Source organism: Streptomyces sp. NBC_01707 (genome assembly GCF_041438805.1).
Taxonomy (GTDB): domain Bacteria; phylum Actinomycetota; class Actinomycetes; order Streptomycetales; family Streptomycetaceae; genus Streptomyces.
Map to the genome: position 1 here is coordinate 3,491,353 of NZ_CP109190.1, position 25,191 is coordinate 3,516,543.

A 25,191-nucleotide genomic window follows, 5' to 3' on the forward strand; every position below is an offset into this window, starting at 1 on the left:
ACACCACACCACTGACAGAAGTCGCCCGCACCACCGGAATCCCCTGGCCGCCAACGCCTTCGCGCCGGCGAGGAGTGGTCCCCGCTCCCCGCTCCCGAGCGGGAATACGGAAGCTGCTCGCCTTCACCGAACCGCCGCGGGTGGCCACCGGTCGAAGAAGGAGTGGTGCGGCACGTCCCGCCGCCTCACGGCACCGCAGGCCCGGCATGCTGCTGCTGTCGCCGGGCGACAGGCCGTACAGGTACCGGTGGTGCGAGGCGGGCGGAGGCGGAATCGGCGGTCGGGTACGTGGACCGGGCGCCGCACGAGCAGGGACCGGACCCGCCCGGTGGCCGTTCTCCGCGCCGTCGGCGGACGGACCGGATCGCAACGCCCGGTGGGCAGTTGGCCGCCCCCTTCTAGCCCGTCCGGCGATCGGGACGACGCTCCACGGGCGGCGCCGCCCTTGTCCGCCCTACTCCACGCCGATCAACAGCGGCGTTCCCTGACCGCCGCCGCGATACACCACCGTGTCCACCGCCAGATAGCCCTCCCGCACATGCTCCTCCAGGGCGTCGGCCAAGGCGTCGGGCACGTCCTCGCCCAGCACCAGGGTGACGAGTTCGCCGCCCGCCGCCAGCATCCGGTCGATCACCGCCCGGGCCGTGCCGGGGACGTCCTCGCCGATGACCGCCACATCGCCTTCGATCAGGCCGAGGATGTCGCCGGCCTGGCAGATGCCCGCCATGGTCCAGGACTGCCGTTCGGCGACGGCCAGTTCGCCGTAGCGGGTGGCACCGGCCGCCGCGGTCATCGCCACCACGTCCTCGTCGAAGCTGCGGTCCGGTTCGTGGACGGCGAGGGCGGCGATGCCCTGGACGGCGGCCCGGGTCGGGATGAGGGCGACCCGGATGCCTTCGGTACGGGCCTGTTCGGCGGCGGCAGCCGCCGTGTGGCGCAGCTCGGCGTCGTTCGGCAGGAACACCACCTCGCGGGCGTGCGCGCGGCGGATCGCGTCGACCAGTTCGCCGCTGGCCGGCGGCTCCCCGGGCCGGGCGAGCACGGTGGTCGCTCCGGCCTCGGAGCAGAGGCCGGAGAGCCCGGGGCCGGGGACCACGACGACGACACCGCGCTGCGCCGGTTCGGCGTGCGGCAGGTGGACCCGGTCGGCGCCGAAGTGGGTGATGCGGATCCGGTACGGCCGGCCGGCCTCGACCCCGGCCTCCACCGCCGCACCCGCGTCGTCGACATGGACGTGGACGTTCCACAGCCCGTCCCCGCCGACCACGACGAGCGAGTCACCGAGCCCGTCGAGCCGGGTCCGCAGCCGGTCGACCGCGTCGTCCCCGGCCTCCAGCAGATAGATCACCTCGAAGGCGGAACCGTCCTGCGGTCCGCCCGCCGCGCAGTCCTCGGCCGCGGCGGTGGTCACGGGGGCGATGTCGGGGGTCACCCAGATCCCGTGTTCGGGTGTCTCCCCGGAGACCGCTTCGACGAGCGCCTCGAGGACGGTCACCAGGCCCCGCCCTCCGGCGTCCACGACACCTGCCCGTCCGAGGACGGCCAGCTGTCCGGGGGTCTCGTCCAGTGCCGTGCGTGCACCCTCGTACGCCGCCTGCACGACCGCCTGCGCACTCGGGTCGCCCGCCGTGCGGGCGGCGGCCTCGGCTGCTGCGGTGGCCACCGTCAGCACGGTGCCCTCGACGGGGTGGGCGACGGCCTGCCTGGCTGCGGTCGCGGCCCGGGCCAGCGCGAGCCGCAGATGGTCCGCGTCGTGCCCGTCCGCCAGCACCCCTGCCATGCCGCGCAGCAGCTGCGCCAGGATCGTGCCGGAGTTCCCACGGGCGCCGATCAGCGCCCCGTGGGCCATGGCCCGTACGGCATCGGCGACGGCGGGCACGGACGAGCCGGTCTCGTGGGCGGCGAAGACCGCTTCGACGGCTCCTGCCGCGGACTCCACCGTCAGATAGAGGTTGGTCCCGGTGTCCCCGTCCGCGACGGGATACACATTGATCGCGTCGATCGCCGCACGCTCCCGTCCCAGTGCCTCCAGGGCGAGCGAGCACCAGGTACGCACCGCGACGGCGTCCATGTCGTCGGCGGTCTGCGGCACGTGGTGTTCCTCCTGGAGAGCGACCGTGGGCGGCTGGCTGAACCGCAGAGTAGTCCGGCCCGGTGGGCCCGGCAGGGACAGGGGCGGGCCGGACGGCGGCGAAACCCATGGTAGTTTCGTTCTACCGACGCAGCCGTTGTATGCTGCTTCGGTTGCCCGATGAGAGTCGGGCCATTCCTCCGGTACCGCCACTTCAGTCAAATGATTCCGGCGCGCCGGAATTCACTGTAAGTGCATCTGAAGTCTTTGGAGTGACCCGTGGCTGCCAACTGCGACGTCTGCGGCAAGGGGCCGGGCTTCGGCAACAACATTTCGCACTCGCACCGCCGTACGTCCCGTCGCTGGAATCCCAACATCCAGCGCGTGCGTGCCGTGGTCGGTCGGACGCCGAAGCGGCTCAACGTCTGCACCTCGTGCATCAAGGCCGGCAAGGTCGCGCGCTGACGTTCCCGTCGTAGCGCAGCCTTCCGGTTGCCCAAAAAGCCGGTCCACCTCGGTGGACCGGCTTTTTGCTGTGCGCCGGGCCCCTACAGCCGCCACCCGTGGTCGACGGGGCCGATCCCGGCGCCCAGCGGAAAGCCTGCCGCGATCGCCCCGGTGACGTACTCCTTCGCGGCCCGTACCGCCGTCGGTACGTCCTGCCCCCGGGCCAGCCCACAGGCGATCGCGGAGGCGAGGGTGCAACCCGTGCCATGGGTGTGCCGGTTGTCGTGCCGGGGGGCACGCAGCCAGTGCTCGTCGGTGCCGTCCGTGAGCAGGTCGACCGGCTCGCCGGGCAGATGCCCGCCCTTGATGACGACCCAGCGCGGTCCGTATCCGAGGATCTCCCCGGCGGCCCGCCGCATTGCGGACTCGTCCGTGACGGTCACTCCGGTGAGCTGTGCCACCTCGTCCAGGTTGGGGGTCGCCACCGTCGCGACAGGCAGGAGCTTCTGACGTACGGAATCGAGGGCTTCGGCGGCCAGCAGCGGATCGCCGTGCTTGGAGACCCCGACCGGGTCGACGACGACCGGGGCGTCGGTGGCCGCGAGAAGTGCGGCGACGGTCTCCACGAGTGCGGCCGACGCCAGCATGCCGGTCTTCACCGCCTGGACCCCGATGTCGTCGACGACGCTGCGGTACTGGGCCCGGACAGCCTCCACGGGCAGCTCCCACGCGCCCTGGACACCCAGCGAATTCTGCGCCGTCACTGCGGTGATCACGCTCATGCCGTGCACGCCGTGCGCCAGCATCGTCTTCAGATCGGCCTGAATGCCCGCACCGCCGCCGGAATCGGATCCGGCGACGGTGAGTACACGGGGTGGTACGAGCGGTGCGGCGGGGGATGCAGATATGGGCATACCCCGAAATCTACTCCGGGCGCCGGAGCTGCCGGGCGCCCCCCGAGAGGTGTCCCGTCACCCCCGGCGGGGGACCGCCCTCAGTGGGCGTCCTCGATGCCACCGAAGTGGTCCCAGCCGCCCTTGCTGGTCCAGGGCGCTCCGTCGACCGTCACCTGGGGCAGCGCCGACGGGTTGAGGACCTCGCCGATCACCTTCCAGCGGGCGGGCAGCTTCACGTCCGCCGGGAACGTGGCGACGATCGCGTGGTCCTCTCCCCCGGTGAGCACCCACTGCAGCGGATCCACGCCGACCGCCTGGCCGATGTCGGACATCTGCGACGGGATGTCGATGAGTCCGGAGCGCAGATCGATCCGGACCTTGCTGGCCTCGGCGATGTGCCCGAGGTCGGCGACGAGTCCGTCGCTGACGTCCGTCATGGCGGTGGCGCCGAGCCCGGCGGCCGCGGGGCCCGCGTGGTACGGCGGTTCGGGACGCCGGTGTGCCTCTACGAAGGCACGCGGCGACCGGAATCCGCGGGAGAGCACCGCGTACCCGGCGGCGGACCAGCCGAGCCAGCCGGTGACGGCGACGACGTCGCCGGGGCGGGCGCCGGCCCGGGTGACCGGTTCGTGGTTGCGCAGATCGCCGAGTGCGGTGATCGCGACGGTGATCGTCTCACCGCCGACCACGTCACCGCCGACCACGGCCGCCCCCGCGACCTGGCATTCGTCACGGATGCCGTCCATCAGCTCGCCCGCCCAGGTGACCGGGAGTTCGGCGGGGACGACCAAGCCGAGCAGCAGCGCGGTGGGCACGGCGCCCATGGCGGCGATGTCGGCGAGATTCTGCGCGGCGGCCTTGCGTCCGACGTCGTACGCCGTCGACCAGTCGCGACGGAAGTGCCGTCCCTCCAACAGGATGTCGGTACTGGCCACGACCCTGCGGTCGGGAGCGGCCACGACCGCGGCGTCGTCGCCGGGTCCGAGCCGTACCGCCGGAGTGGTGGTGAGGCGGGAAGTGAGCTCCCTGATGAGCCCGAACTCCCCCAACTCGCCCACGGTTCCCTTCACCGAGTCTCACCTCTCATCTATCGCGCCGGACGGGCGTCCGGCCTGGATCGGCGGCCGGGGGCCGGGACCGTGGCCCGGCCGTCGGATGCAGTCTGCTCCGGTCGTCGCCGGCATGCCTGTCCCCCATCCGGACCGCTGCACTTGCGGTCGCGAGCCGTCACTGCTGTCGGTACTGTCAAGAGATACGTCAACCGCTGCCATCCGTACGCCACGCGGTGGGAGGTCATCCGGTCCGCAGGTCTCCCCGCGGCCCGCGGCAACGCGATACCGTGGCGTCTCTTTCCCCCACATGATCCTCGTGGCCGCCCTGGAGGTTCCGTGGTACAGGCGTACATCCTTATTCAGACCGAGGTGGGCAAGGCGTCGACCGTCGCCGAGACCATCACGAAAATCCCGGGAGTGATCCAGGCAGAGGACGTCACCGGCCCCTACGACGTGATTGTGCGCGCGCAGGCCGACACAGTCGATGAACTCGGACGCATGGTGGTCGCCAAGGTGCAGCAGGTGGAAGGCATCACCAGAACCCTGACCTGCCCGGTCGTTCATCTGTAGCCCCCTTATACGCTGGGCCGGTGACGTCCATCCGCCCCCGGCTTCGCCGCCCCGTGTTCCTCGGCCCGTCCGCTGCCGTACTGCTGCTGGCCGCGGCGGGCTGCTCCACCACGGACACCCATGCGTCGATCACGGTTCCCACCCCGACGCCGGAAGCCGCAGCCTACTGCCGTGCACTGCACAAGGAGCTGCCGAAGACCGTCGCCGGACAGGAGCGCAACGACCCCGGGCCGAAGTCGGAGCTGACCGCCGGCTGGGGGGACGGGGCGATCGTACTGCGCTGCGGGGTCGACCGGCCCGCAAAGATGGACGATCCGATGGCGAAGGGGGCCGAGGCGGACGGCGTCAACTGGCTGCTGGAGCAGCCGGAGGACGCCGGTCCGCGCTTCACCACCACCTATCGCAAGGCGTATGTCGAGGTGTCGCTCTCGACGGCGTACGCGCATGACATCAGCCCGCTGGCGGCGTTCGCCGCGGCCGTCAAGAAGACGGTTCCCAGCAGCATCTAGCGAGTGTCCGCGCAGTCCGGACCGGCGCCTGTGCGCACATCCGGCCCGGTGCTTCTCAGCGCAGGCCGGTCGGGCGGGTCAACGCCGCCTGGATCAGCCGGTCCACCAGCTCCTGGTAGCTCACGCCGCTCTCCTGCCACATCCGCGGGTACATGGAGATCGGGGTGAAGCCCGGCAGCGTATTGACCTCGTTGATCACGAAGCTGCCGTCCTCGGTGAGGAAGAAGTCGGCGCGTACCAGGCCCTCGCAGGACACCGCCTCGAAGGCTTCGACCGCGAGCCGCTGGACCTCGGCCGTCTGCTCCTCGGTCAGCGGGGCGGGCACGATCCCGGACGCCGAGTCGATGTACTTGGCCTCGAAGTCGTAGAAGTCGTGCGCCGTGACCGGCGGGATCTCGGCGGGCACGCTGGCGCGCGGTCCGTCCTCGAACTCCAGCACCCCGCACTCGATCTCGCGGCCCCGCAGCAGCGACTCGACCAGGAATTTGGGGTCGTGGCGGCGGGCTTCCTCGATCGCCTCGTCGAGACCGGAGAGGTCGTCGACCTTGGTGATGCCGATGGACGAACCTGCCCGGGCGGGCTTGATGAAGAGCGGCCAGCCGTGCTCACCGGCGAAGTCCACGATGCGCTTGCGGGCACCGGAGCGGTCGGTGTCCCACTCACGGGGGCGGATCACGACGTACGGACCGACGGGCAGCCCGAACGAGGTGAACACCCGCTTCATGTACTCCTTGTCCTGGCCGACCGCCGAGGCGAGCACACCGGCGCCCACGTACGGCACCCCGGACAGCTCCAGGAGCCCCTGGAGGGTGCCGTCCTCACCGTACGGGCCGTGCAGGACGGGGAAGACGACGTCGACCTCGCCGAGCGCCTTCGGTACCGAGCCGGGCTCGCTGTAGACCACCTCGCGGCTGCCGGGGTCGACGGAGAGCACCACGCCGCCCTCGCTGGACTCGGCCAGTTGTGCCACGTCCGGCATCTTCCGGTCGGTGATGGCCATCCGCTCGGGCTCGTCGGCGGTGAGCGCCCAGCGGCCGTCCGTCGTGATGCCGATCGGCAGGACGTCGTACTTCGTCCGGTCGATGGCGTTCAGGACGGCACCCGCGGTGACGACCGAAATGCCGTGTTCGGAGCTGCGGCCGCCGAACACGACGGCCACACGCGGCTTGCGGAGCTGCTGCTCCGGGCTCTGGGGGAGGTTCTCGCTGCTCATATCGCGTTGAGCGTACCTGCTGGTACTGGCCACGTCAGCGTCCCCGGGGCCGACCCGCGTGCGGAGCAGCCGCTCAGTGGCGCTCGGCCTTCGCGCTGCGCGACATCAGCTCGCCGAGTGCGACCATCGGCGGCTTGCCCTCGTGGACGATGGAGACGACCGTCTCCGTGATGGGCATGTCGATCCCGTGCCGGCGTGCCAGATCGAGTACCGATTCACAGGACTTGACGCCCTCGGCGGTCTGCTTGGTGACGGCGATGGTCTCTTCCAGCGTCATGCCGCGGCCGAGGTTGGTGCCGAACGTGTGGTTGCGCGACAGCGGCGAGGAGCAGGTCGCCACCAGGTCGCCCAGGCCCGCGAGTCCGGAGAACGTCAGCGGGTCGGCGCCCATGGCGAGGCCGAGCCGGGTGGTCTCGGCGAGGCCGCGGGTGATGAGCGAGCCCTTGGCGTTGTCGCCGAGGCCCATCCCGTCGGCGATGCCGACGGCGAGACCGATCACGTTCTTGACCGCGCCGCCGAGTTCGCAGCCGACCACATCGGTGAGGGTGTACGGGCGGAAGTACGGGGTGTGGCAGGCGGCCTGGAGGCGACGGGCCACCGACTCGTCCTGGCAGGCGACGACGGCCGCGGCAGGGCGGCGTTCGGCGATCTCCTTGGCCAGGTTGGGGCCGCTGATGACGGCGATGCGGTCCGCGCCGACCTTGGTGACGTCCTCGATGACCTCGCTCATCCGCTCGGCGGTGCCGAGTTCGACCCCCTTCATCAGCGAGACGAGGACGGTGTCCGGTCCGAGATGCGGGGTCCAGTCGGCGAGGTTGGCGCGCAGCGTCTGCGACGGCACGGCGAGCACGGCGAAGTCGGCGCCGCGCAGCGCCTCCGCGGCGTCGGTGGTGGCCCTGATGGACTCGGGGAGTTCAATTCCCGGCAGGTAGTCGGGGTTGGTACGCGTCGTGTTGATCGCCTCGACGGCCTCGGCACGACGGCCCCAGAGAGTGACCTCGCCACCCGCGTCGGCGAGGACCATACCGAAGGCCGTACCCCATGAGCCGGTTCCGAAGACGGCTGCTTTTACGGGGTGCGTCACTTGGGTCCCTTCCCTTCGGCCTTGCGCCGCTGTTCGGCACGCGCCTTGCGGTGGTCGTAGAGCTCGGCGGGGGCCTTCTCGCCGCGTACGACTTCGAGCTGGGCGGTGACCGCGGCCATGATGACCTCGGTCGCCTCACGCAGGACGTCGGGCGTCGGCTCCTTGTCGTAGAACCGGGAGAGGTCGACGGGCGGTCCGGCCTGCACCTGGAGAGTCTTGCGAGGGAAGAGCCGGAGCTTCTGCTCCTTGGCGTACGGCGGCATCGCGAGGTTGGCGCCCCACTGCGCGACGGGGATGACCGGGGCCTTCGTCATCAACGCGACGCGGGCGGCACCGGTCTTGCCCGCCATCGGCCACATGTCGGGGTCGCGGGTGAGGGTGCCCTCCGGGTAGAACGCGACGCATTCACCGCGCTCGATGGCGTCGACGGCGGCCCGGAAGGCGTCCAGCGCGTTGGTCGTCTCGCGGTACACGGGGATCTGTCCGGTGCCACGCAGCATCATTCCGACAAAGGGGGTCTTGAAGAGGCCCGCCTTGGCGAGAAGCCGCGGCACCCGGCCGGTGTTGTACTGGAAGTGGCCGTAGGAAAGCGGGTCCAGATACGAGTTGTGGTTGACCGCAGTGATGAATCCGCCGTCGGCCGGGATGTGTTCCATTCCCCGCCAGTCACGCTTGAACAGAACCACCAGCGGCGGTTTTGCGATGACCGCCGCCAGGCGGTACCAGAAGCCGATTCTGCGGCGGGACACTCGGACACCTTCCTCTACGGACCTGACGTGCTGCCTGACTGTGGGCGGCCAATTGTGACCCCAGGCCCCTGCTCTGTCGAGAACACGGTACGCCCCGCCTCCGGAGCCGACCCTCCGGGTTGTCGCACCGGCAGGCGAGAATGAGCGGCGATGTGCATCGAGGGGGAGATCGCCACGAACACCGACCCGACCGGCCTGTGGTCCCTGGTCGTCCCGTTGAAGCCGCTGTCGCAAGGCAAGAGCAGGCTGACACGGGCGGCCGGCGTCCTGCTGCGCCCCCGCCTCGCCCTGGCCTTCGCCCAGGACACCGTGGCTGCCGCGCTGTCCTGCCGGGCCGTACGGGATGTGGTGGTCGTCACGGACGACCCGGTGGCCGCGGCGGCGCTCGGGGCTCTCGGGGCACGCACCGTTCGCGACGAACCGGCCGCCGGACTCAACGCCGCACTCGTCCACGGCGAGCGGGCGGTGCGCGACCGGCGGCCCGCCGCGGCGGTCGCGGCGCTGAACGCGGATCTGCCCGCACTGCGCCCCGCGGAATTGGCTCGGGTCCTCGATTTCGCAGCCGAATTTCCCCGCGCATTTGTTACGGATGCGACAGGAATCGGCACGACATTTCTGTCGGCTTCATCCGGGGTGGAATTGCGTCCGGCTTTCGGTGGCCCGTCGAGGGCCAGGCATCTTTCCTCCGGCGCGGTGGAAATCACATCGGCCGGTATCGATTCGGTCCGCCAGGACGTGGACACCGGCGACGATCTGCGGGCGGCCGTGCGCCTCGGGGTGGGGCCGCACACGGCGGCCCGCTGGGCCGCGGGCGTGCCCGCGCGGGACCGATAGGCTGCCGTTCATGCAGGCGACCTCGTACACGTACGACCCCGAGACCCGCACCGGCAGTGTGCTGCTCGACGACGGCACCCCGGTGGAATTCGACGCCCCGGCCTTCGACGCGGGCGGCCTGCGGCTGCTGCGCCCCGGGCAGCGGGTGCGGATCGAGGTCTCGGGCGAGGGTGCGGACCGGCGGATCACCCTGGTGACACTGCAGACGTTCTGAAGGGCGCCTCGGATCACCGGGCCCCCTGCGACAGCGGGAAGGGCCCCGAACAGCCCGCGGGCCGGGCTCCCCGTGGGGAGCCCGGCCCGGCGCGTGTGAGTAGCCCTGCGCTGCTCGGTCTCACTTCTTCCGCGCGACGGCCTTCTTGGCCGTGGTCTTGCGCGCCGTGGTCTTCTTCGCGGGCGCCTTCTTCGCTGTGGCCTTCTTGGCGGGCGCGGTCTTGCTGGCGACGGTCTTCTTGACGGCCGTGGTCTTCTTCGCCGCCGCAGCCGTGGTCTTCTTCGCCGGCGCGGTCTTCTTGGCCGCCGCGGTCGTCTTCTTCGCGGTGGTCTTCTTGGCGGCGGTGGTCTTCGCCGCGGTCACAGCCTTCTTGGCGGTGGCCTTCTTCGCCGTGGCCTTCTTGGCGGTGGCCTTCTTCGCGGCGGCCTTCGTGGTCGTACGGGTGGAAGCACCGCCCGAGAGGCTGCCCTTGGGCGCCTTCTTCACGGCCACATCGTGCTTGGGGAGCTTCTTGGAGCCGCTCACCAGGTCCTTGAAGCCCTGTCCCGCGCGGAAGCGGGGCACCGAGGTCTTCTTGACCCGTACGCGCTCACCCGTCTGCGGGTTGCGGGCGTAGCGAGCCGGGCGGTCGACCTTCTCGAACGAACCGAAGCCGGTGACCGAGACACGGTCCCCGGCGACAACGGCACGGACGATCGCGTCGAGTACCGCGTCGACAGCGTCTGCGGCCTGCTGGCGGCCGCCGACCTTGTCGGCAATCGCTTCTACGAGCTGCGCCTTGTTCACGTCTTCCCCTTCGGAGACATTGCCAGAACGAAAGTGTTCAAGCGTTTTCGCACGTTAGGCAGATATATACCGCAAATCAAACACGAAACGGGCTAATCACCCTAGTGCCGCAACGAAGTCGACCGCTGCGCAGTTCCGCAGAGTCAGTCACCTTCGGGGAATCGGCCCTCATCGAGGTCCTTCATCAACCGGTCCAGACGCCTTGCCGCATCCGATAGATCGTGCTTCGCCGCGGCCGTGACGACCAACAGCTTCCGGGACAGCGCCATCCTTACGCCCTCCGGGACTTGCAGTGCGCGCACTCTTGCGTGCGCTTCCTTCAATTGGTCGGCGACTTGGCCGTAAAGCTTGAGTTGGCTGTCGCGTTCCATGCACCGATTGTGCCATCTGGGGCGAGTTGTCGCCCGACGGGGTCTCAACAAGCGACTGCGCCCTCTACCAGAAGGCAGAGGGCGCAGTACTGGAAACGCGCTGCTCAGGCGTTAATTGTACGCGGCTTGAAGGTCGGCCTTGCCGCCTCATAAGTCGCGATGTCCGCTTCGTTCTGAAGGGTGAGGCTGATGTCGTCCAGCCCGTTCAGCAGTCGCCAGCGGGCGTTCTCGTCGAGCTCGAAGTCGGCGGTGATGCCCTCGGCGCGGACCTGGCGCGCCTCCAGGTCGACGGTGATCTCGGCCTTCGGGTCGGCCTCGGTCAGCTCCCAGAGCGCGTCGACCACCTTCTGGTCGAGCACGACGGTCAGCAGGCCGTTCTTCAGCGAGTTACCGCGGAAGATGTCGGCGAACCGGGAGGAGATGACGGCCTTGAAGCCGTAGTTCTGCAGGGCCCAGACGGCGTGTTCGCGGGACGAGCCCGTACCGAAGTCGGGACCTGCCACCAGGACCGTGGCGCCGTCCCGCTCGGGGTGGTTGAGGACGAAGTTCCCGTCCTTGCGCCAGGCCTCGAAGAGTCCGTCCTCGAAGCCGTCGCGGGTGACCTTCTTCAGCCAGTGGGCAGGGATGATCTGGTCGGTGTCGACGTTGCTGCGGCGCAGCGGGACGGCCCGGCCGGTGTGTGCGGTGAAAGCTTCCATGATTCTCAGACTCCGGCGGACGTACGGGCGTCGGACAGGTCGGCCGGCGAGGCCAGGTGGCCCAGCACGGCGGTGGCGGCGGCGACCTGCGGGGAGACCAGGTGGGTACGGCCGCCCTTGCCCTGCCGGCCCTCGAAGTTACGGTTCGAGGTCGAGGCGGAGCGCTCGCCGGGGGCCAGCTGGTCGGGGTTCATGCCGAGACACATCGAGCAACCCGCGTGCCGCCATTCGGCGCCGGCTGAGGTGAAGACCTTGTCCAGGCCCTCCTCGACAGCCTGCAGAGCGACCCGGACCGAACCCGGGACGACCAGCATCCGTACGCCGTCGGCGACTTTGCGACCGTCCAGGATCGAGGCCGCGTTACGCAGGTCCTCGATGCGGCCGTTGGTGCAGGAGCCTACGAAGACGGTGTCGACGCCGATCTCACGCAGCGGCTGCCCGGCGGTCAACCCCATGTATTCCAGGGCCTTTTCGGCGGCGTTCCGCTCCGAGGCGTCCTCGTACGAAGCGGGGTCGGGGACGTTCGCCGACAGGGGTGCGCCCTGGCCGGGGTTGGTGCCCCAGGTGACGAACGGGGCCAGCTCCGCGGCGTCGATGACGACCTCGGCGTCGAAGACCGCGTCCTCGTCCGTACGCAGCGTCTTCCAGTACGCGACGGCCGCGTCCCAGTCCTCACCCTGCGGGGCGTGATCGCGGCCCTTCAGGTAGTCGAACGTGGTCTCGTCCGGGGCGATCATGCCGGCCCGGGCGCCCGCCTCGATCGACATGTTGCAGATGGTCATCCGGGCTTCCATCGAGAGCTTCTCGATGGCGGAGCCGCGGTATTCGAGGATGTAGCCCTGACCGCCGCCGGTGCCGATCCGGGCGATGATCGCGAGGATCAGGTCTTTCGCCGTCACGTCGTCGGGCAGTTCGCCGTCGATGGTGATCGCCATCGTCTTGGGACGGGCCAGCGGCAGTGTCTGGGTGGCCAGCACGTGCTCGACCTGGCTGGTGCCGATGCCGAATGCCAGCGCGCCGAACGCGCCGTGCGTGGAGGTGTGGGAGTCGCCGCAGACGACCGTGGTGCCGGGCTGGGTCAGTCCCAGCTGCGGGCCGACCACGTGCACGACGCCCTGCTCGACGTCGCCCAGCGGGTGCAGCCGTACACCGAACTCCGCGCAGTTCTTGCGCAGCGTCTCCAACTGGGCGCGGGAGACCGGGTCGGCGATGGGCTTGTCGATGTCGAGGGTCGGGGTGTTGTGATCCTCGGTGGCGATGGTGAGGTCGAGGCGCCGCACCCGGCGTCCGGCCTGCCGGAGGCCGTCGAAGGCCTGGGGGCTGGTCACCTCGTGCAGCAGGTGCAGATCGATGAAGAGGAGGTCGGGCTCACCTTCGGCGCGCCGGACGACATGGTCGTCCCAGACCTTCTCCGCGAGTGTCCTACCCATCGCTTTCCCTCCGGCCGGCGTCTTCGCCGGCCCAACTAGAGATTCGGTGCGCCGCCGTCCGGACCCCCGTGCGGGGCGGTGGCCTCGGGCCGTTGTGTGGCCGCCCCTACAGGTTCGCAACTTCTGCGGAAAATTGAACTTGCGTTTCACAGAGTGAGACGCGAGTATCGTCGTATGGACAACTCTAGCGGCGTCGGCGTTCTCGACAAGGCAGCTCTGGTATTGAGCGCCCTGGAGTCCGGTCCGGCCACCCTCGCCGGGCTGGTCGCGGCGACCGGGCTCGCACGACCCACGGCTCATCGACTGGCCGTGGCACTGGAACACCACCGGATGGTGGCGAGGGACATGCAGGGCCGTTTCATCCTCGGCCCGCGGCTGGCGGAGCTCGCGGCCGCGGCCGGCGAGGACCGCCTGCTGGCGACGGCCGGCCCGGTGCTCACACACCTGCGTGACATCACCGGCGAGAGCGCGCAGCTCTATCGCAGGCAGGGCGACATGCGGATCTGCGTGGCGGCCGCGGAGCGGCTGTCCGGACTGCGGGACACCGTGCCGGTCGGCTCCACACTCACCATGAAGGCCGGCTCGTCGGCCCAGATCCTGATGGCCTGGGAGGAGCCGGAGCGCCTGCACCGCGGCCTCCAGGGCGCCCGCTTCACGGCGACGGCGCTGTCCGGCGTCCGGCGGCGCGGCTGGGCCCAGTCGATCGGCGAGCGGGAGCCGGGCGTCGCCTCGGTCTCGGCGCCGGTGCGCGGCCCGTCGAACCGGGTGGTCGCCGCCGTCTCGGTCTCCGGACCGATCGAGCGGCTGACCCGGCACCCGGGCCGGATGCACGCCCAGGCGGTCATCGACTCGGCCGCGCGGCTGAGCGAGGCCCTGCGCCGCAACGGCTGACGTACTCGTTCTCCCCTGATCCGAAAGGCCGCCCCAGCGTCGTGGCGGCCCCGCTCAGCCCTTCGGCTCCGTGACCGAGCGATGCGCGAGACGATCCGCCGCGCGACGACCCCGCCCCTCGACGGGCAGCACGCCGGTCACCGCGGCCAGTCCGTACGGCGGCATGTCGGCGTAGATCGATTCGTACGACCCCTCCGGTGCGATGTACGTCTCGTGCCACAGCCCCACGTGCTGCCTGGACTTCTTCTCCTTGCGGTTCATCATCGCCCAGGCCTTGCGGTGGAACATGTCGGGAGCGCTCGCGTACGCGTACAGCTTCTCCTTCGACTCCCAGTACTGGACGACGTAGTACGTCCTCGGCGACCCGGTCAGCAGTGTGTAGCCGAGCAGTCCGCGACTCCTGTCCCGACTCAACTCCCGCAGCATGCGCGGCATTGCGGCGAGGACCGGCAGCCAGTGGTGCACGCCCCAGAAGTGGTTGATGCGCATCCCGATGAGCAGCACGACCACCTCCCCCTCAGCGGCCGCGGTCGTCCGCCCCGCTATCGGCTTCGCAAACATGCAGTGCCCCCTGTCTCGTGGCGACCATTGGAGAGCGTCACTATCCAATGGTTGGATAGTGGCACTGCCCAAGGGGTGGCGCAAGGGAAGGCCCGGACATGCGACTGTCGGAACTGAGTAAGCAGAGCGGCGTCACGACCGCGACGATCAAGTACTACCTGCGCGAGGGGCTGCTGCCGCCCGGTGAACGCGTCAGCGCGACCCAGGCCGAGTACGACGAGAGCCATCTGCGCCGGCTCCGTCTGGTGCGGGCGCTGATCCAGGTCGGCCGCCTTCCGGTGGCAACGGCCCGCGAGGTGCTGGCACATGTCGATGACGAGTCCCTCGGCCGGACGATCCGTCTCGGTGCGGCGCTGTGGTCCCTGCCGCACGGCCCCGAGCCGGACGAGGAGGCCCCGGAGACGGCCGTGGCACGCCACGAGGTCGACCGGCTTCTCGACCGGCTCGGCTGGGCGTTCGTACAGGATCTCGGCTCACTCGACCCCGTGCACCGCGCACTGGTCGCGTCCATGGCCACCCTCATCCGGCTCGGCTACCCCTGCGACATCGAGTACTTGGTGGGGCAGGCCCGCCTCATGGAGCAAGTGGCCGTCCACGACCTGGACATGATGGAGTCCTATCCGGCAGGCGCCGAGCAGGTGGAGATGGCGGTCGCCTCGGTGGTGCTCCACGAACCGCTCCTGCTGGCGCTGCGCAGGCTGGCCCAGGAGGAGGAGTCGGCCCGGCGGTACGGCCTCTGAACACAGCGGGCCCCCCGCGCCCAACAGGCCCCGGGAATACGACCAAGGGCCCCTCACCGAAGTGAAGGGCCCTTGGTCTTCTGCTCAGTTGTACCCCCGACCGGATTCGAACCGGCGCTACTGCCGTGAGAGGGCAGCGTGCTAGGCCGCTACACAACGGGGGCGCGATACTGCGCTGGGCTACCAGGACTCGAACCTAGAATGACGGTACCAGAAACCGTAGTGTTGCCAATTACACCATAGCCCATGGTGTTACAAGTACCCCCGACCGGATTCGAACCGGCGCTACTGCCGTGAGAGGGCAGCGTGCTAGGCCGCTACACAACGGGGGCCCTAGCGATCCTGCATCGAGATCGTGGGTGCGACCCAAATGATCTCGCGGGAAGGATCTGTACCCCCGACCGGATTCGAACCGGCGCTACTGCCGTGAGAGGGCAGCGTGCTAGGCCGCTACACAACGGGGGCGTGTTCTACAGATGAAGCTCTGCGCTGGGCTACCAGGACTCGAACCTAGAATGACGGTACCAGAAACCGTAGTGTTGCCAATTACACCATAGCCCACCAAAACTCAACCCCCAGAGGGGATTTTGTTCGGCTTGCACTTCCCGGCCGGATCTTTCGGCCCGCTCGGGCGGCGCAGGAAGAACATTACCTGAAGGTGTCCGGCGCTCCAAAACGGGTATGTTCCGCCAACAGTCCGGGGAGCTGATCAAGGCTGGTGATCCGGACCAGCTCGGGCCGTCCGCCACGGCCGTCCCTGTCGAGCCAGACCCCGCTCAGCCCGGCCGCCACCGCCCCACCCGCGTCGATGTCCGGGTGGTCGCCGACGTACACGACGTCCCGCGGCGCCAGCCCGAGCGCGTCGCAGGCGGCGTGGAACGCCCCGGCCTCGGGCTTGGCGACACCGAGCTCCACCGCGCACACCACGACCTCGAAGCGGTCCCGCACGCCGAGGGCGCGCAGTTTGCGGTCCTGATTGACGATGCTGGAATTCGACAGGACGGCATGCCTGTAGCGGTCGGCCAGCAGGTCCAGAGCCGGCACCGCGTCCGGGAAGAGCGCCCAGGCGGCCTCGTAGTGGACGACGTGCCGGCCGAACCAGTCGTCGGCCTCCGCGTCCGACAGCGAGCGCCCGAGGAACGCACGGACCCGGTCCCGGCGCTGCCCCTGGAAGTCGGTCTCCCCCGCGGCGAAACGCGCCCACTGGACATCGGTGATGGCCCGCCACACCTTGAGGGCCTGCTCGACGGACGCGTATCCGGCGGGCAGGCCCTCGCTCGCCAGATGCTTGCGCATACCGACACGGTCGGCGCCCGTGTAGTCGAAGATCGTGTCGTCGATGTCCCAGAGCACGGCTCGGATCGGCATGAGGCCACGCTACCGCTCAGCCGGAGCCCGGCCACGCGGAAGGGGGCGGCCGACGGATGAACCCGTGGCCGCCCCCTCCGGGCGTACAGGAGACGCTTACGCGGCCAGTCTGGCCAGTGCCGCGTCGATCCGGGCAAGGGTCTTCTCGCGCCCCAGGATCTCGAGCGACTCGAAGAGCGGCAGCCCGATCGTCCGGCCGGTGACGGCGACGCGGACCGGGGCCTGGGCCTTGCCCAGCTTCAGACCGTGCTCCTCACCGGCGGCGAGGACGGCGTTCTTCAGGGCCTCGGCGTTCCACTCGGCGTCGACCAGCTTCGCGCGGGCGGTGACGAGCAGGGCGTCGGAACCCTCCTTCATCGCCTTGGCCCAGGACGCCTCGTCCTCGACCGGCTCGTCGAGGAAGAGGAAGTCCACGTTGGCCGTGATGTCGGAGAGGACGGTGACGCGGGTCTGGGCGTACGGGGCGATCGCCGCGAACTGCTCCGCGTCGAACGACTCCGGGGTCCACGGGGCGAACGGGGCCTTCAGCCAGGGGCCGCACGACTCGGTGAAGGTCTTCACGTCGAGCATGCGGATGTGCTCGGCATTGATGTGCTCGCACTTCTTCAGGTCGAAGCGCGCCGGGTTGGCGTTGACGTCCTTGATGTCGAACGCCGCCACCATCTCCTCGATGGAGAAGATGTCGCGGTCCTCGGCGATCGACCAGCCCAGCAGGGAGAGGTAGTTGAGCAGTCCCTGGGGGAGGAAGCCGCGCTCGCGGTAGAGGTTGAGCGAGGCCTGCGGGTCACGCTTGGAGAGCTTCTTGTTGCCCTCGCCCATGACGTACGGCAGATGCCCGAAGACAGGGGTCTCCTTGGCGATGCCCAACTCGATCAGCGCCTTGTACAGGGCGATCTGACGCGGGGTGGAGGAGAGCAGGTCCTCGCCGCGAAGGACGTGGGTGATCTCCATCAGCGCGTCGTCGACCGGGTTGACCAGCGTGTAGAGCGGGGCGCCGTTGGCCCGGACGATGCCGTAGTCCGGCACGTTCTCCGGCTGGAAGGTCAGCTCGCCGCGGACCAGGTCCGTGAAGGTGAGCGCCTCGTCAGGCATCCGGAAGCGGACGATGGACGTCCGGCCCTCGGCCTCGTACGCGGCGGTCTGCTCGGCGGTGAGATCGCGGCAGTGGCCGTCGTAGCCGGACGGCTTCCCGGCGGCGCGGGCGGCCTCGCGGCGGGTGTCGAGCTCCTCGGTGGTGCAGTAGCAGTGGTACGCGTACCCGCCGGCGAGCAGCTTCTCGGCGACGTCCTTGTAGATGTCCATGCGCTGCGACTGCCGGTACGGGGCGTGCGGGCCGCCGACCTCGGGGCCCTCGTCCCAGTCGAAACCGAGCCAGCGCATCGAGTCGAGCAGCTGGTCGTACGACTCCTCGGAGTCGCGGGCCGCGTCGGTGTCCTCGATCCGGAAGACCAGGGTGCCGCCGTGGTGCCGGGCGAAGGCCCAGTTGAAGAGGGCGGTGCGGACCAGGCCCACGTGGGGGTTGCCGGTCGGGGAGGGACAGAAACGTACGCGGGGGGGTACCCCCTGCTCGAGCGAGGTCGAGAGCTTGGAGGAGTTCGTGTTAGCCACGCTTGATCACCTTGTTGGTGAGAGTGCCGATGCCTTCGATGGAGACGGCGACCTCGTCGCCGACATGCAGGGGTCCGACCCCTGCCGGAGTGCCGGTGAGGATCACATCGCCCGGGAGCAGCGTCATCGCCTCCGTGATGTGGACGACCAGGTCCTCGATGGAGCGGATCATTTCGCTCGTACGGCCCAGTTGACGTTGCTCGCCGTTGACCGTGGCCTGAATGGCGAGGTCGCCGGGGTCGAGGTCGGTCTCCACCCAGGGGCCGAGCGGGCAGGACGTGTCGAAGCCCTTGGCCCGGGCCCACTGCTTCTCACGCTTCTGGGCATCGCGGGCGGTGACGTCGTTGGCGCAGGTGTAGCCGAAGATGACGTCCTTGACGCGCTCACGCGGCACTTCACGGCACATCCGGCCGATGACCACGGCCAGCTCGGCCTCGTAGTGCACTTCGTTGGAGAAGGAGGGGTACTCGATGGCGTCCCCGGAGCCGATCACCGATGTGGTGGGCTTGAAGAAGGCGACCGGTACGTCCGGGACCTCGTTGCCGAGTTCTGCGGCGTGCTCCGCGTAGTTGCGGCCGATGGCCACGACCTTGTTGGGGAGCACGGGCGGCAGCAGCCGGACCTTGCTCAGCGGGACCTTGGTTCCGGAGAGCTCGAAGTCGGCGTACGGGATGCCCTTGATGATGTCGAGGACGAGGTCACCGGAGTCGACGGTGCCGTCGCCCTCGACCGCGCCGAAGGCGACATTGCCGTCGATGGAGAACCTGGCGATGCGCACGGGATGCTGTCGCCCCTCACTTGCTGGCTGGCTGAAGACTGACGCCCCAGGCTAACGCGGGTGAGGGGGACAATCGCGCGCATTACTCGGCGGTGGCGGCCATGGCCGGGGCTTCCATCAGGATGGTGCGACGCGGGTTGGCCGTCTGCGTCGGCAGGTCGACGGCGTGCTCCGGCTGTTCCGGCGTCTGCAGCACTTCGGCGTCCTTGAGGTGCGCCAGCGTGGTGCGCCGGGGGTTGGCAATGTTGCGGAACATCATCGTCGTCTTCATCTGCCGTCAGGACCCTGTCGGTACGGGCGCCGCCCGGGGGGGCGCCGGTTGTCGGATTTGCCATCCCTGTAATGCGTCAGGCTAAACATCCAATTCCCTCCGGATCCCCGGAAGAGACGACGATCATCATGTGAGTTTGCTCACGAAGCAGTCGACAATTGTCCCATTTCGGGCGCCTGATCTTGATCGAAGAAACGGACATTGCACCACTGAATGAACCATTCCGCTGCTGATCATGTCGACTGGGACACCCCCGACCTCCACCACATGCGCCCGCGATGAACCAGTTTGCCCATAAACACTCTCCACTACTTGTTACCCGGCCATCACAACGTGTCACACAGGTCACAGCGTGACGCGGGGCCCTTGTTGGAGATCCGGCACTGTGCTGGAATTCCACGCACCGCCGCGGGTTTCAGGCCGGCGCGCAGGGGCGCAACGCAGCGCCGAGTGGCGGCGGGAAGGGGAAGAGCGCCGGTCACTCACGACCACCATGGGGCGGGAAAAAACGCCCCACGACGCCGACACCGTCCCGCCCGTCTACGCGGGGGGACGCCTGGTCCAGAGGTTGCGACGCTAGTGCAGGGACGTTTCAAGAGGGATGGCAGCGCTGCGGCGGAACAGGAGCCGCACGGCGGGACCGACCGCGGTTCCTCGCCCCAGCACGCCCAGAACCCCGGACCGGCCGCGGCCGGCGACAGCAGCGAGCGCGCCCCGCGCTCGGCCGGCCCGGCGAGCAGCGGCGCCGATCCGACCACCCCGCTCATGCCCCGGGGCTCCGTCAACACGGGCTCGCGAATAGCTCTTCGGAACTGGCGCATCAGTACGCGCCTGGTCTCGCTGCTCGCCCTTCCCGTAGTCGCCGCGACCACCCTCGGTGGTCTGCGCATCAACGACTCCATGAACGACATGCAGCAGCTGGACCACATGCAGCTGCTCACCCAGATGACCAAGCAGGCGACCACGCTCGCCCAGGCGCTCCAGGAGGAGCGCGACCGGTCGGCCGGTCCGCTGTCCAACGGGGTCAAGGCGACCGACTTCAAGGTCACCGAGCCGCGCAAGAAGACCGACCGGGCGAAGGCCGCGTTCTTCGACGCGACGGGCGCGATCGGCAACACCGACGGCGACGAGGCTCTCGAGGGCATCTATTCGAGCGTTTCGCAGATCTCCAGCCAGCTCAGCCAGATCCGCGACATCCGCAAGGACGCGTACGCGCCGGGCAGCCCGAGCCTCCAGACCATCGACGCGTACAGCCAGCTGATCACCTCGCTGCTGAGCCTCTCGCAGGACATGGCGCAGGCGACCAGCAACCCCGAGATGATCAAGCGGACCCGTGCCTTGGCGGCGTTCTCCTCCGCGAAGGAGTACGCCTCGGTGCAGCGGGCGATCATCGCTGCAGCGCTTCCGAACAGCAACAAGAAGGAAGCGCACCTCGACCAGAACGACCGGCAGTTCGGCCGCGCCGCCCTCCACAAGGAGACACTGGCGCTGAAGTCGTTCAACACGACCTACACCGCCTCGGGACAGAACGCCGAGGAACTGACGGCGACGCTGGAGAACGGCAACAACCCGGAGATCAAGGCCGCCGACAACTACGCGCAGAAGGTGCTCGACAGCCCGACCGCCATGACGGGCTCGGCGCGGCGTTCGTACTTGGACTGGTACGACCAGAGCTCCAACAAGATCCAGGCGATGAAGACCATCGAGGAGACCCTCCTCAGCGACATGGAGGGCAAGGCCCGCGAGCTCCGCGACGAGTTGAAGCGCGAGGCCATCATCAGCGGTGCGCTCATCCTGCTGGTGCTCGGTGTCTCGCTGGTCGGCGCCTTCGTCGTCGCCCGGTCCATGATCCGCTCGCTGCGGCGGCTGCAGGACACCGCCACCCGGGTCGCCCAGGACCGTCTGCCGGAGCTCGTCAAGCAGCTCTCCGAGGCCGACCCGCAGGACGTCGACACCTCGGTCGAGTCGGTCGGTGTGCACTCCCGTGACGAGATCGGCAAGGTGGCCGCGGCCTTCGACGACGTGCACCGAGAGGCCGTCCGTCTCGCCGCCGAGCAGGCGCTGCTGCGAGGCAACGTCAACGCGATGTTCACCAACCTCTCGCGGCGTTCGCAGGGTCTCATCCAGCGTCAGCTCTCGCTCATCTCCGAACTGGAGTCCCGCGAAGCCGACCCGGACCAGCTGTCGTCCCTCTTCAAGCTCGACCACCTCGCGACCCGAATGCGCCGTAACGGCGAAAACCTCCTCGTCCTCGCGGGCGAGGAGCCGGGCCGCCGGTGGACCCGCCCCGTCCCGCTGGTCGACGTTCTCCGTGCCGCCGCCTCCGAGGTGGAGCAGTACGAGCGCATCGAACTGGCCGCGGTGCCCGCCACCGAGGTCGCCGGCCGTGTGGTCAACGACCTCGTGCACCTGCTCGCCGAGCTGCTGGAGAACGCCACGTCGTTCTCCTCCCCGCAGACGAAGGTCCGGGTCACCGGTCACGCACTGCCCGACGGCCGAGTGCTCGTGGAGATCCACGACACCGGTATCGGCCTCTCCCCCGAGGACCTCGCGGCGATCAACGAGCGGCTCGCTTCGCCGCCCACCGTGGATGTCTCGGTCTCGCGCCGCATGGGTCTGTTCGTGGTCGGTCGGCTGTCCCTGCGTCACGGCATCCGGATCCAGCTCCGGCCGTCCGACTCCGGTGGCACGACCGCACTGGTCATGCTCCCTGTCGATGTCGCGCACGGCGGCAAGCAGTCGGCACCGAAGCCGGCCGCGGGTCAGCAGCGCGCCGCCGGCAACGGCGCCGTCGCCGGCAACGGCAACCGGCCGGGCCTCGGCGCGGCTGCCGGTGCGCAGCGCGGACAGGTCGGTGCGGGCTCCGGTCCGCGGGCCGCACTGCCGGCGCGCGACGGCGGCGGTCCTCGTCAGCCGCAGAACCAGCAGGGTCAGCAGCCGCAGCCGAACCAGCAGCGTCAGCAGAACGCCGGGTTCCAGAGTGCCGGGCTCTCCGGCACCGGCCCGCAGGACTTCGCGCGGCAGGAGCCGCCGCGTCAGGGCGGCGGACTCTCCGGCGCCTTCGGCGGCGGCGCCCGGCTCGGTGCGCCCGGCGGCCAGGGCGATCCCGGCCGTACGGACCAGGGCCAGTCCAACCTGTTCGGTCAGAGCCGGCCGGGGCAGTACGACCAGCCCGGGCACCAGAACGGTCCGGCCGGACGGCAGGCGCCGCAGCCGCAGCAGGCCCGACACGACGCCCCCGACAACCAGGGCGGCTTCCAGCAGTCCGGCGGCCCGGGCAACCCCGGCCGTCAGCTGCCGCCCGTCGGCGGGCCCCGTGCCGAACTGCCCGGTGGCAACCCGCAGGCACAGCGCCCGCAGACCACCAGCTGGGGCACCGAGAACCCGTCGGTGCCACGGCGCAACCCGCTCGACGCCCCGCGCGGTCACGAGGAGCCCGAGTCCACCGGCCAGTTCCAGCGGCCGATGAACCCGGGCATGGGCCAGCGTCCCCCGCTGGACGACCGGCAGGGCCCCGGCTCCACCGCCGAGTTCGCCCGTCCGGACTTCTCGGCCCCGGCCCCGCAGGCCCACCTCCCGCAGCACCAGGACCCGGCGGGCACCGCGCAGTTCGCCCGTCCGGACTTCGGCCGTCCGCAGCCGTCGCAGAACCAGGGGCTGCCGGCTCCGCGTCCGCGCGGCCGGGACAACGAGGACTTCCGTGCTCCGCGTCCGGCCGCCGCTCCCGCGGCCGAGGCGCAGTACCGTCCGGTCCTGCCGCCGCAGCCGCAGCCCGAGGCGCTGCCTCCGGCTGGTCCCGGGGACGGTCGTACGCCGCTGTACGACACCCTGGAGACGAACTGGTTCCACGGCCCGCAGCAGGGCGGTCAGCAGCCGCCCGCCGGGCCGCAGGCGCCGTCCGTCCCGCAGCAGGCCGCCCAGGACCGTCCCGCTGCCCCGATGCCGCGCCGCGGTGCGGGTGACGCGGGCGCCACCACCAGCACCTGGCGTACCTCGCCGAACGACGAACTCGTCCGGCAGGCGGAGCGGGCCAAAAAGCCCGCAGCAGGCGGAATTACCACTTCCGGTCTGCCTCGCCGGGTGCCGCGTGCCAATCTGGTGCCGGGCACCGCCCAGCAGCAGAGCCACCAGTCGGGACCTCAGGTTTCGCGTGCGCCCGACGATGTTCGCGGGCGACTGACCAATCTCCGCCGGGGTATCCAGCAGGGTCGGCAGGCCAACAACGGCTCGTCGACCGGCAGTTTCCCACTCGGCCCCACTCACCAGCAGGAGCGTTAGTTGAGCCCGATGAGTCAGGCCGCACAGAATCTGAACTGGTTGATCACCAACTTCGTGGACAACACCCCCGGGGTGTCGCACACGGTGGTGGTGTCCGCCGACGGACTCCTGCTGGCCATGTCCGAAGGATTCCCGCGGGACCGTGCCGACCAGTTGGCGGCTGTCGCTTCCGGGCTGACCTCGCTGACCGCGGGCGCCTCCCGGATCTTCGAGGGCGGCGCCGTCAGCCAGACCGTGGTCGAGATGGAGCGCGGGTTCCTCTTCCTGATGTCCGTCTCGGACGGTTCCTCGCTGGCTGTTCTCGCCCACCCCGACGCCGACATCGGTCTGGTCGGGTACGAGATGGCCCTGCTGGTCGACCGCGCGGGAACAGTCCTGACCCCCGATCTCCGCGCCGAGCTCCAGGGCAGCCTGCTCCACTGAGGCGGCCATGAACCGGTGACCGACGCGATCCCCCCAGGTACCGCACTCCCACCATCGACCGTCCGGCCGCTTCAGCCCCCCACCGGCCCCTTCAGACGGCAAGCCGACACCAAGCTGTCACGCCCGGAGGATTCATGACCCCGCCACCCGCCTCACCCGATCCGTACGGCGCACTGCACCACGCGTCGTACGAAGGTGAAGGCGACCAGCCGCTGGTCCGTCCGTATGCCATGACCGGCGGCCGGACCCGGCCGCGCTACCAGCTCGCCATAGAGGCGCTGGTGTCGACCACGGCCGACCCGGCGCACCTGGGGACGCTGCTCCCGGAGCACCAGCGGATCTGCCACCTCTGCCGTGAGGTCAAGTCGGTGGCCGAGGTGTCGGCACTGCTGTCGATGCCGCTCGGTGTGGCCCGGATCCTTGTCGCGGATCTGGCGGAAGCCGGCATGGTGGCCATCCACCAGCCGGGCAACGGAGAGGCCGGCGGCGCGCCGGATGTGACGCTGCTCGAAAGGGTGCTCAGTGGACTTCGCAAGCTCTAGCGGCGGTGCGGCCCGGGCCACCACCTCGGCAAAGATCGTGGTGGCGGGCGGTTTCGGTGTGGGTAAGACCACGTTCGTCGGTGCCGTTTCGGAGATCAACCCGCTGCGCACCGAAGCCGTGATGACGTCCGCGTCCGCGGGCATCGACGATCTGACGCACACCGGCGGCAAGACCACCACGACGGTGGCCATGGACTTCGGCCGTATCACCCTGGACCAGGACCTGATCCTGTACCTCTTCGGTACACCCGGTCAGGACCGGTTCTGGTTCATGTGGGACGACCTCGTCCGCGGCGCGATCGGCGCCGTCGTCCTCGTCGACACCCGGCGTCTCGCCGACTGCTTCCCGGCCGTCGACTACTTCGAGAACAGCGGACTGCCGTTCGTCATCGCCCTCAACGGCTTCGACGGACACCAGCCGTACACCCCCGACGAGGTGCGCGAGGCCCTGCAGATCGGCCCCGACACCCCGATCATCACGACGGACGCCCGCCACCGCGGCGATGCGAAGAGCGGACTGATCACGCTCGTCGAGCATGCGCTGATGGCCCGGCTCAAGTAGCCGAAGGCTCCCCGCAAGTCGTTATGGGGATACGGAAGTTGCTGTAGTCGCACGGGGGTGGACTGTGTCCTTTGACACGATCCACCCCCACGTTCATAACGTTTCGACAGAGAATTACTCCGACTTCAACACCCGATGCATTCGTCTGGTGTCGCTGTGCTCACATGAGCCCCGCCTTTTGACGGGGCTCGCTCTTTATGCCCGTTTTATCTGAGGCTTGGACCACTCGGAATGGCTGATTCCGA

26 protein-coding genes and 5 tRNA genes are annotated in these 25,191 nt (G+C 69.5%); 11 read left to right on the plus strand and 20 right to left on the minus strand.

The window, feature by feature from the left end:
• Positions 1-454: 454 nt before the first annotated feature.
• Complete coding sequence (locus tag OG963_RS15680) at positions 455-2,092, minus strand: DAK2 domain-containing protein (RefSeq protein ID WP_371799178.1); 1,638 nt, start codon at positions 2,090-2,092, stop codon at positions 455-457.
• Positions 2,093-2,350: 258 nt separating this feature from the next.
• On the opposite strand from OG963_RS15680, the gene rpmB reads away from it, so the two are divergent.
• The gene (rpmB, locus tag OG963_RS15685) at positions 2,351-2,536 is read left to right on the plus strand and encodes a 50S ribosomal protein L28 (RefSeq protein ID WP_030928661.1); all 186 of its coding nucleotides are present in this window, start codon (positions 2,351-2,353) and stop codon (positions 2,534-2,536) included.
• Between the two features lie 83 nt (positions 2,537-2,619).
• Here rpmB and thiD read toward each other — a convergent pair whose 3' ends face one another.
• Together thiD and OG963_RS15695 are read right to left on the minus strand one after the other, a co-directional pair.
• Positions 2,620-3,432: a bifunctional hydroxymethylpyrimidine kinase/phosphomethylpyrimidine kinase gene (thiD, locus tag OG963_RS15690; protein ID WP_093778660.1), complete on the minus strand. Its 813-nt coding sequence runs from the start codon at positions 3,430-3,432 to the stop codon at positions 2,620-2,622.
• Positions 3,433-3,512: 80 nt separating this feature from the next.
• Positions 3,513-4,484 carry a thiamine-phosphate kinase gene (locus OG963_RS15695; protein ID WP_093778662.1) on the minus strand — a complete coding sequence of 324 codons (972 nt, stop codon included), beginning with the start codon at positions 4,482-4,484 and terminating at the stop codon, positions 3,513-3,515.
• 318 nt (positions 4,485-4,802) lie between these two features.
• On the opposite strand from OG963_RS15695, the gene OG963_RS15700 reads away from it, so the two are divergent.
• Both OG963_RS15700 and OG963_RS15705 read left to right on the plus strand, forming a co-directional pair.
• On the plus strand, positions 4,803-5,036 hold the full coding sequence (locus OG963_RS15700) for an Lrp/AsnC family transcriptional regulator (protein WP_030928667.1): 234 nt from the start codon (positions 4,803-4,805) through the stop codon (positions 5,034-5,036).
• Between the two features lie 20 nt (positions 5,037-5,056).
• Complete coding sequence (locus tag OG963_RS15705; RefSeq protein WP_256223390.1) at positions 5,057-5,545, plus strand: DUF3515 domain-containing protein; 489 nt, start codon at positions 5,057-5,059, stop codon at positions 5,543-5,545.
• 55 nt (positions 5,546-5,600) lie between these two features.
• On the opposite strand, the gene OG963_RS15710 is transcribed toward OG963_RS15705, so the two are convergent.
• The 3 genes from OG963_RS15710 to OG963_RS15720 all read right to left on the minus strand — a co-directional run bounded on the left by OG963_RS15710 (position 5,601) and on the right by OG963_RS15720 (position 8,591).
• Positions 5,601-6,758: a D-alanine--D-alanine ligase family protein gene (locus OG963_RS15710; protein ID WP_093778666.1), complete on the minus strand. Its 1,158-nt coding sequence runs from the start codon at positions 6,756-6,758 to the stop codon at positions 5,601-5,603.
• 73 nt (positions 6,759-6,831) lie between these two features.
• Positions 6,832-7,842: an NAD(P)H-dependent glycerol-3-phosphate dehydrogenase gene (locus OG963_RS15715; protein ID WP_371799179.1), complete on the minus strand. Its 1,011-nt coding sequence runs from the start codon at positions 7,840-7,842 to the stop codon at positions 6,832-6,834.
• Positions 7,839-8,591 carry a 1-acyl-sn-glycerol-3-phosphate acyltransferase gene (locus OG963_RS15720; RefSeq protein WP_030928673.1) on the minus strand — a complete coding sequence of 251 codons (753 nt, stop codon included), beginning with the start codon at positions 8,589-8,591 and terminating at the stop codon, positions 7,839-7,841. Before OG963_RS15720 ends, OG963_RS15715 begins: the two co-directional genes overlap by 4 nt.
• Positions 8,592-8,741: 150 nt before the next feature.
• On the opposite strand from OG963_RS15720, the gene cofC reads away from it, so the two are divergent.
• Both cofC and OG963_RS15730 read left to right on the plus strand, forming a co-directional pair.
• The gene (gene cofC / locus OG963_RS15725) at positions 8,742-9,425 is read left to right on the plus strand and encodes a 2-phospho-L-lactate guanylyltransferase (RefSeq protein ID WP_093778668.1); all 684 of its coding nucleotides are present in this window, start codon (positions 8,742-8,744) and stop codon (positions 9,423-9,425) included.
• A 10-nt stretch (positions 9,426-9,435) separates the two neighbouring features.
• Positions 9,436-9,639, plus strand: a complete 204-nt coding sequence (locus OG963_RS15730; RefSeq protein ID WP_093778670.1) for a hypothetical protein — start codon at positions 9,436-9,438, stop codon at positions 9,637-9,639.
• A 120-nt stretch (positions 9,640-9,759) separates the two neighbouring features.
• Here OG963_RS15730 and OG963_RS15735 read toward each other — a convergent pair whose 3' ends face one another.
• From OG963_RS15735 to leuC, 4 genes are all read right to left on the minus strand, one after another.
• Positions 9,760-10,425 carry an HU family DNA-binding protein gene (locus OG963_RS15735; RefSeq protein ID WP_093778672.1) on the minus strand — a complete coding sequence of 222 codons (666 nt, stop codon included), beginning with the start codon at positions 10,423-10,425 and terminating at the stop codon, positions 9,760-9,762.
• A gap of 143 nt (positions 10,426-10,568) precedes the next feature.
• Positions 10,569-10,796, minus strand: coding sequence for a hypothetical protein (locus OG963_RS15740; protein ID WP_030928682.1), 228 nt, complete (start codon positions 10,794-10,796; stop codon positions 10,569-10,571).
• A gap of 104 nt (positions 10,797-10,900) precedes the next feature.
• Entirely contained in the window at positions 10,901-11,494 is a 594-nt protein-coding gene (leuD, locus tag OG963_RS15745) for a 3-isopropylmalate dehydratase small subunit (RefSeq protein WP_030928685.1), read from the minus strand.
• 5 nt (positions 11,495-11,499) lie between these two features.
• Entirely contained in the window at positions 11,500-12,924 is a 1,425-nt protein-coding gene (gene leuC / locus OG963_RS15750; protein WP_093778676.1) for a 3-isopropylmalate dehydratase large subunit, read from the minus strand.
• 174 nt (positions 12,925-13,098) lie between these two features.
• On the opposite strand from leuC, the gene ndgR reads away from it, so the two are divergent.
• Entirely contained in the window at positions 13,099-13,815 is a 717-nt protein-coding gene (gene ndgR / locus OG963_RS15755) for an IclR family transcriptional regulator NdgR (protein WP_030928691.1), read from the plus strand.
• A gap of 54 nt (positions 13,816-13,869) precedes the next feature.
• Here ndgR and OG963_RS15760 read toward each other — a convergent pair whose 3' ends face one another.
• On the minus strand, positions 13,870-14,376 hold the full coding sequence (locus tag OG963_RS15760; protein ID WP_319329007.1) for a DUF4188 domain-containing protein: 507 nt from the start codon (positions 14,374-14,376) through the stop codon (positions 13,870-13,872).
• Between the two features lie 98 nt (positions 14,377-14,474).
• Here OG963_RS15760 and OG963_RS15765 point away from each other — a divergent pair, with 98 nt between their 5' ends.
• A complete protein-coding gene (locus OG963_RS15765; protein WP_093778680.1) occupies positions 14,475-15,116 on the plus strand; it encodes a MerR family transcriptional regulator in 642 nt (213 codons plus the stop codon).
• A 91-nt stretch (positions 15,117-15,207) separates the two neighbouring features.
• Here OG963_RS15765 and OG963_RS15770 read toward each other — a convergent pair.
• The 9 genes from OG963_RS15770 to OG963_RS15810 all read right to left on the minus strand — a co-directional run bounded on the left by OG963_RS15770 (position 15,208) and on the right by OG963_RS15810 (position 19,141).
• Positions 15,208-15,280 (minus strand) — tRNA-Glu (locus OG963_RS15770).
• An 11-nt stretch (positions 15,281-15,291) separates the two neighbouring features.
• Positions 15,292-15,363 (minus strand) — tRNA-Gln (locus OG963_RS15775).
• A gap of 12 nt (positions 15,364-15,375) precedes the next feature.
• Positions 15,376-15,448 (minus strand) — tRNA-Glu (locus OG963_RS15780).
• A 60-nt stretch (positions 15,449-15,508) separates the two neighbouring features.
• A tRNA-Glu gene (locus tag OG963_RS15785) sits at positions 15,509-15,581 on the minus strand.
• A gap of 24 nt (positions 15,582-15,605) precedes the next feature.
• Positions 15,606-15,677 (minus strand) — tRNA-Gln (locus OG963_RS15790).
• Positions 15,678-15,764: 87 nt separating this feature from the next.
• A complete protein-coding gene (locus tag OG963_RS15795) occupies positions 15,765-16,484 on the minus strand; it encodes an HAD family hydrolase (protein ID WP_371799180.1) in 720 nt (239 codons plus the stop codon).
• Positions 16,485-16,580: 96 nt separating this feature from the next.
• Positions 16,581-18,092 (minus strand): glutamate--tRNA ligase, encoded by a 1,512-nt coding sequence (gene gltX, locus OG963_RS15800; RefSeq protein ID WP_093778684.1) that lies wholly within the window; start codon positions 18,090-18,092, stop codon positions 16,581-16,583.
• Positions 18,085-18,870, minus strand: a complete 786-nt coding sequence (locus tag OG963_RS15805; RefSeq protein WP_030928705.1) for a fumarylacetoacetate hydrolase family protein — start codon at positions 18,868-18,870, stop codon at positions 18,085-18,087. The genes gltX and OG963_RS15805 overlap by 8 nt, the downstream gene beginning before the upstream one ends.
• An 82-nt stretch (positions 18,871-18,952) precedes the next feature.
• The gene (locus OG963_RS15810) at positions 18,953-19,141 is read right to left on the minus strand and encodes a hypothetical protein (protein ID WP_030978711.1); all 189 of its coding nucleotides are present in this window, start codon (positions 19,139-19,141) and stop codon (positions 18,953-18,955) included.
• A 579-nt stretch (positions 19,142-19,720) separates the two neighbouring features.
• On the opposite strand from OG963_RS15810, the gene OG963_RS15815 reads away from it, so the two are divergent.
• From OG963_RS15815 to OG963_RS15830, 4 genes are all read left to right on the plus strand, one after another.
• Positions 19,721-23,419: a nitrate- and nitrite sensing domain-containing protein gene (locus OG963_RS15815; RefSeq protein WP_371799181.1), complete on the plus strand. Its 3,699-nt coding sequence runs from the start codon at positions 19,721-19,723 to the stop codon at positions 23,417-23,419.
• 9 nt (positions 23,420-23,428) lie between these two features.
• Positions 23,429-23,842 (plus strand): roadblock/LC7 domain-containing protein, encoded by a 414-nt coding sequence (locus tag OG963_RS15820; RefSeq protein WP_024495006.1) that lies wholly within the window; start codon positions 23,429-23,431, stop codon positions 23,840-23,842.
• 134 nt (positions 23,843-23,976) lie between these two features.
• The gene (locus OG963_RS15825) at positions 23,977-24,384 is read left to right on the plus strand and encodes a DUF742 domain-containing protein (protein WP_030978706.1); all 408 of its coding nucleotides are present in this window, start codon (positions 23,977-23,979) and stop codon (positions 24,382-24,384) included.
• On the plus strand, positions 24,365-24,946 hold the full coding sequence (locus OG963_RS15830; protein ID WP_073738725.1) for an ATP/GTP-binding protein: 582 nt from the start codon (positions 24,365-24,367) through the stop codon (positions 24,944-24,946). Before OG963_RS15825 ends, OG963_RS15830 begins: the two co-directional genes overlap by 20 nt.
• Positions 24,947-25,191 lie beyond the last annotated feature (245 nt).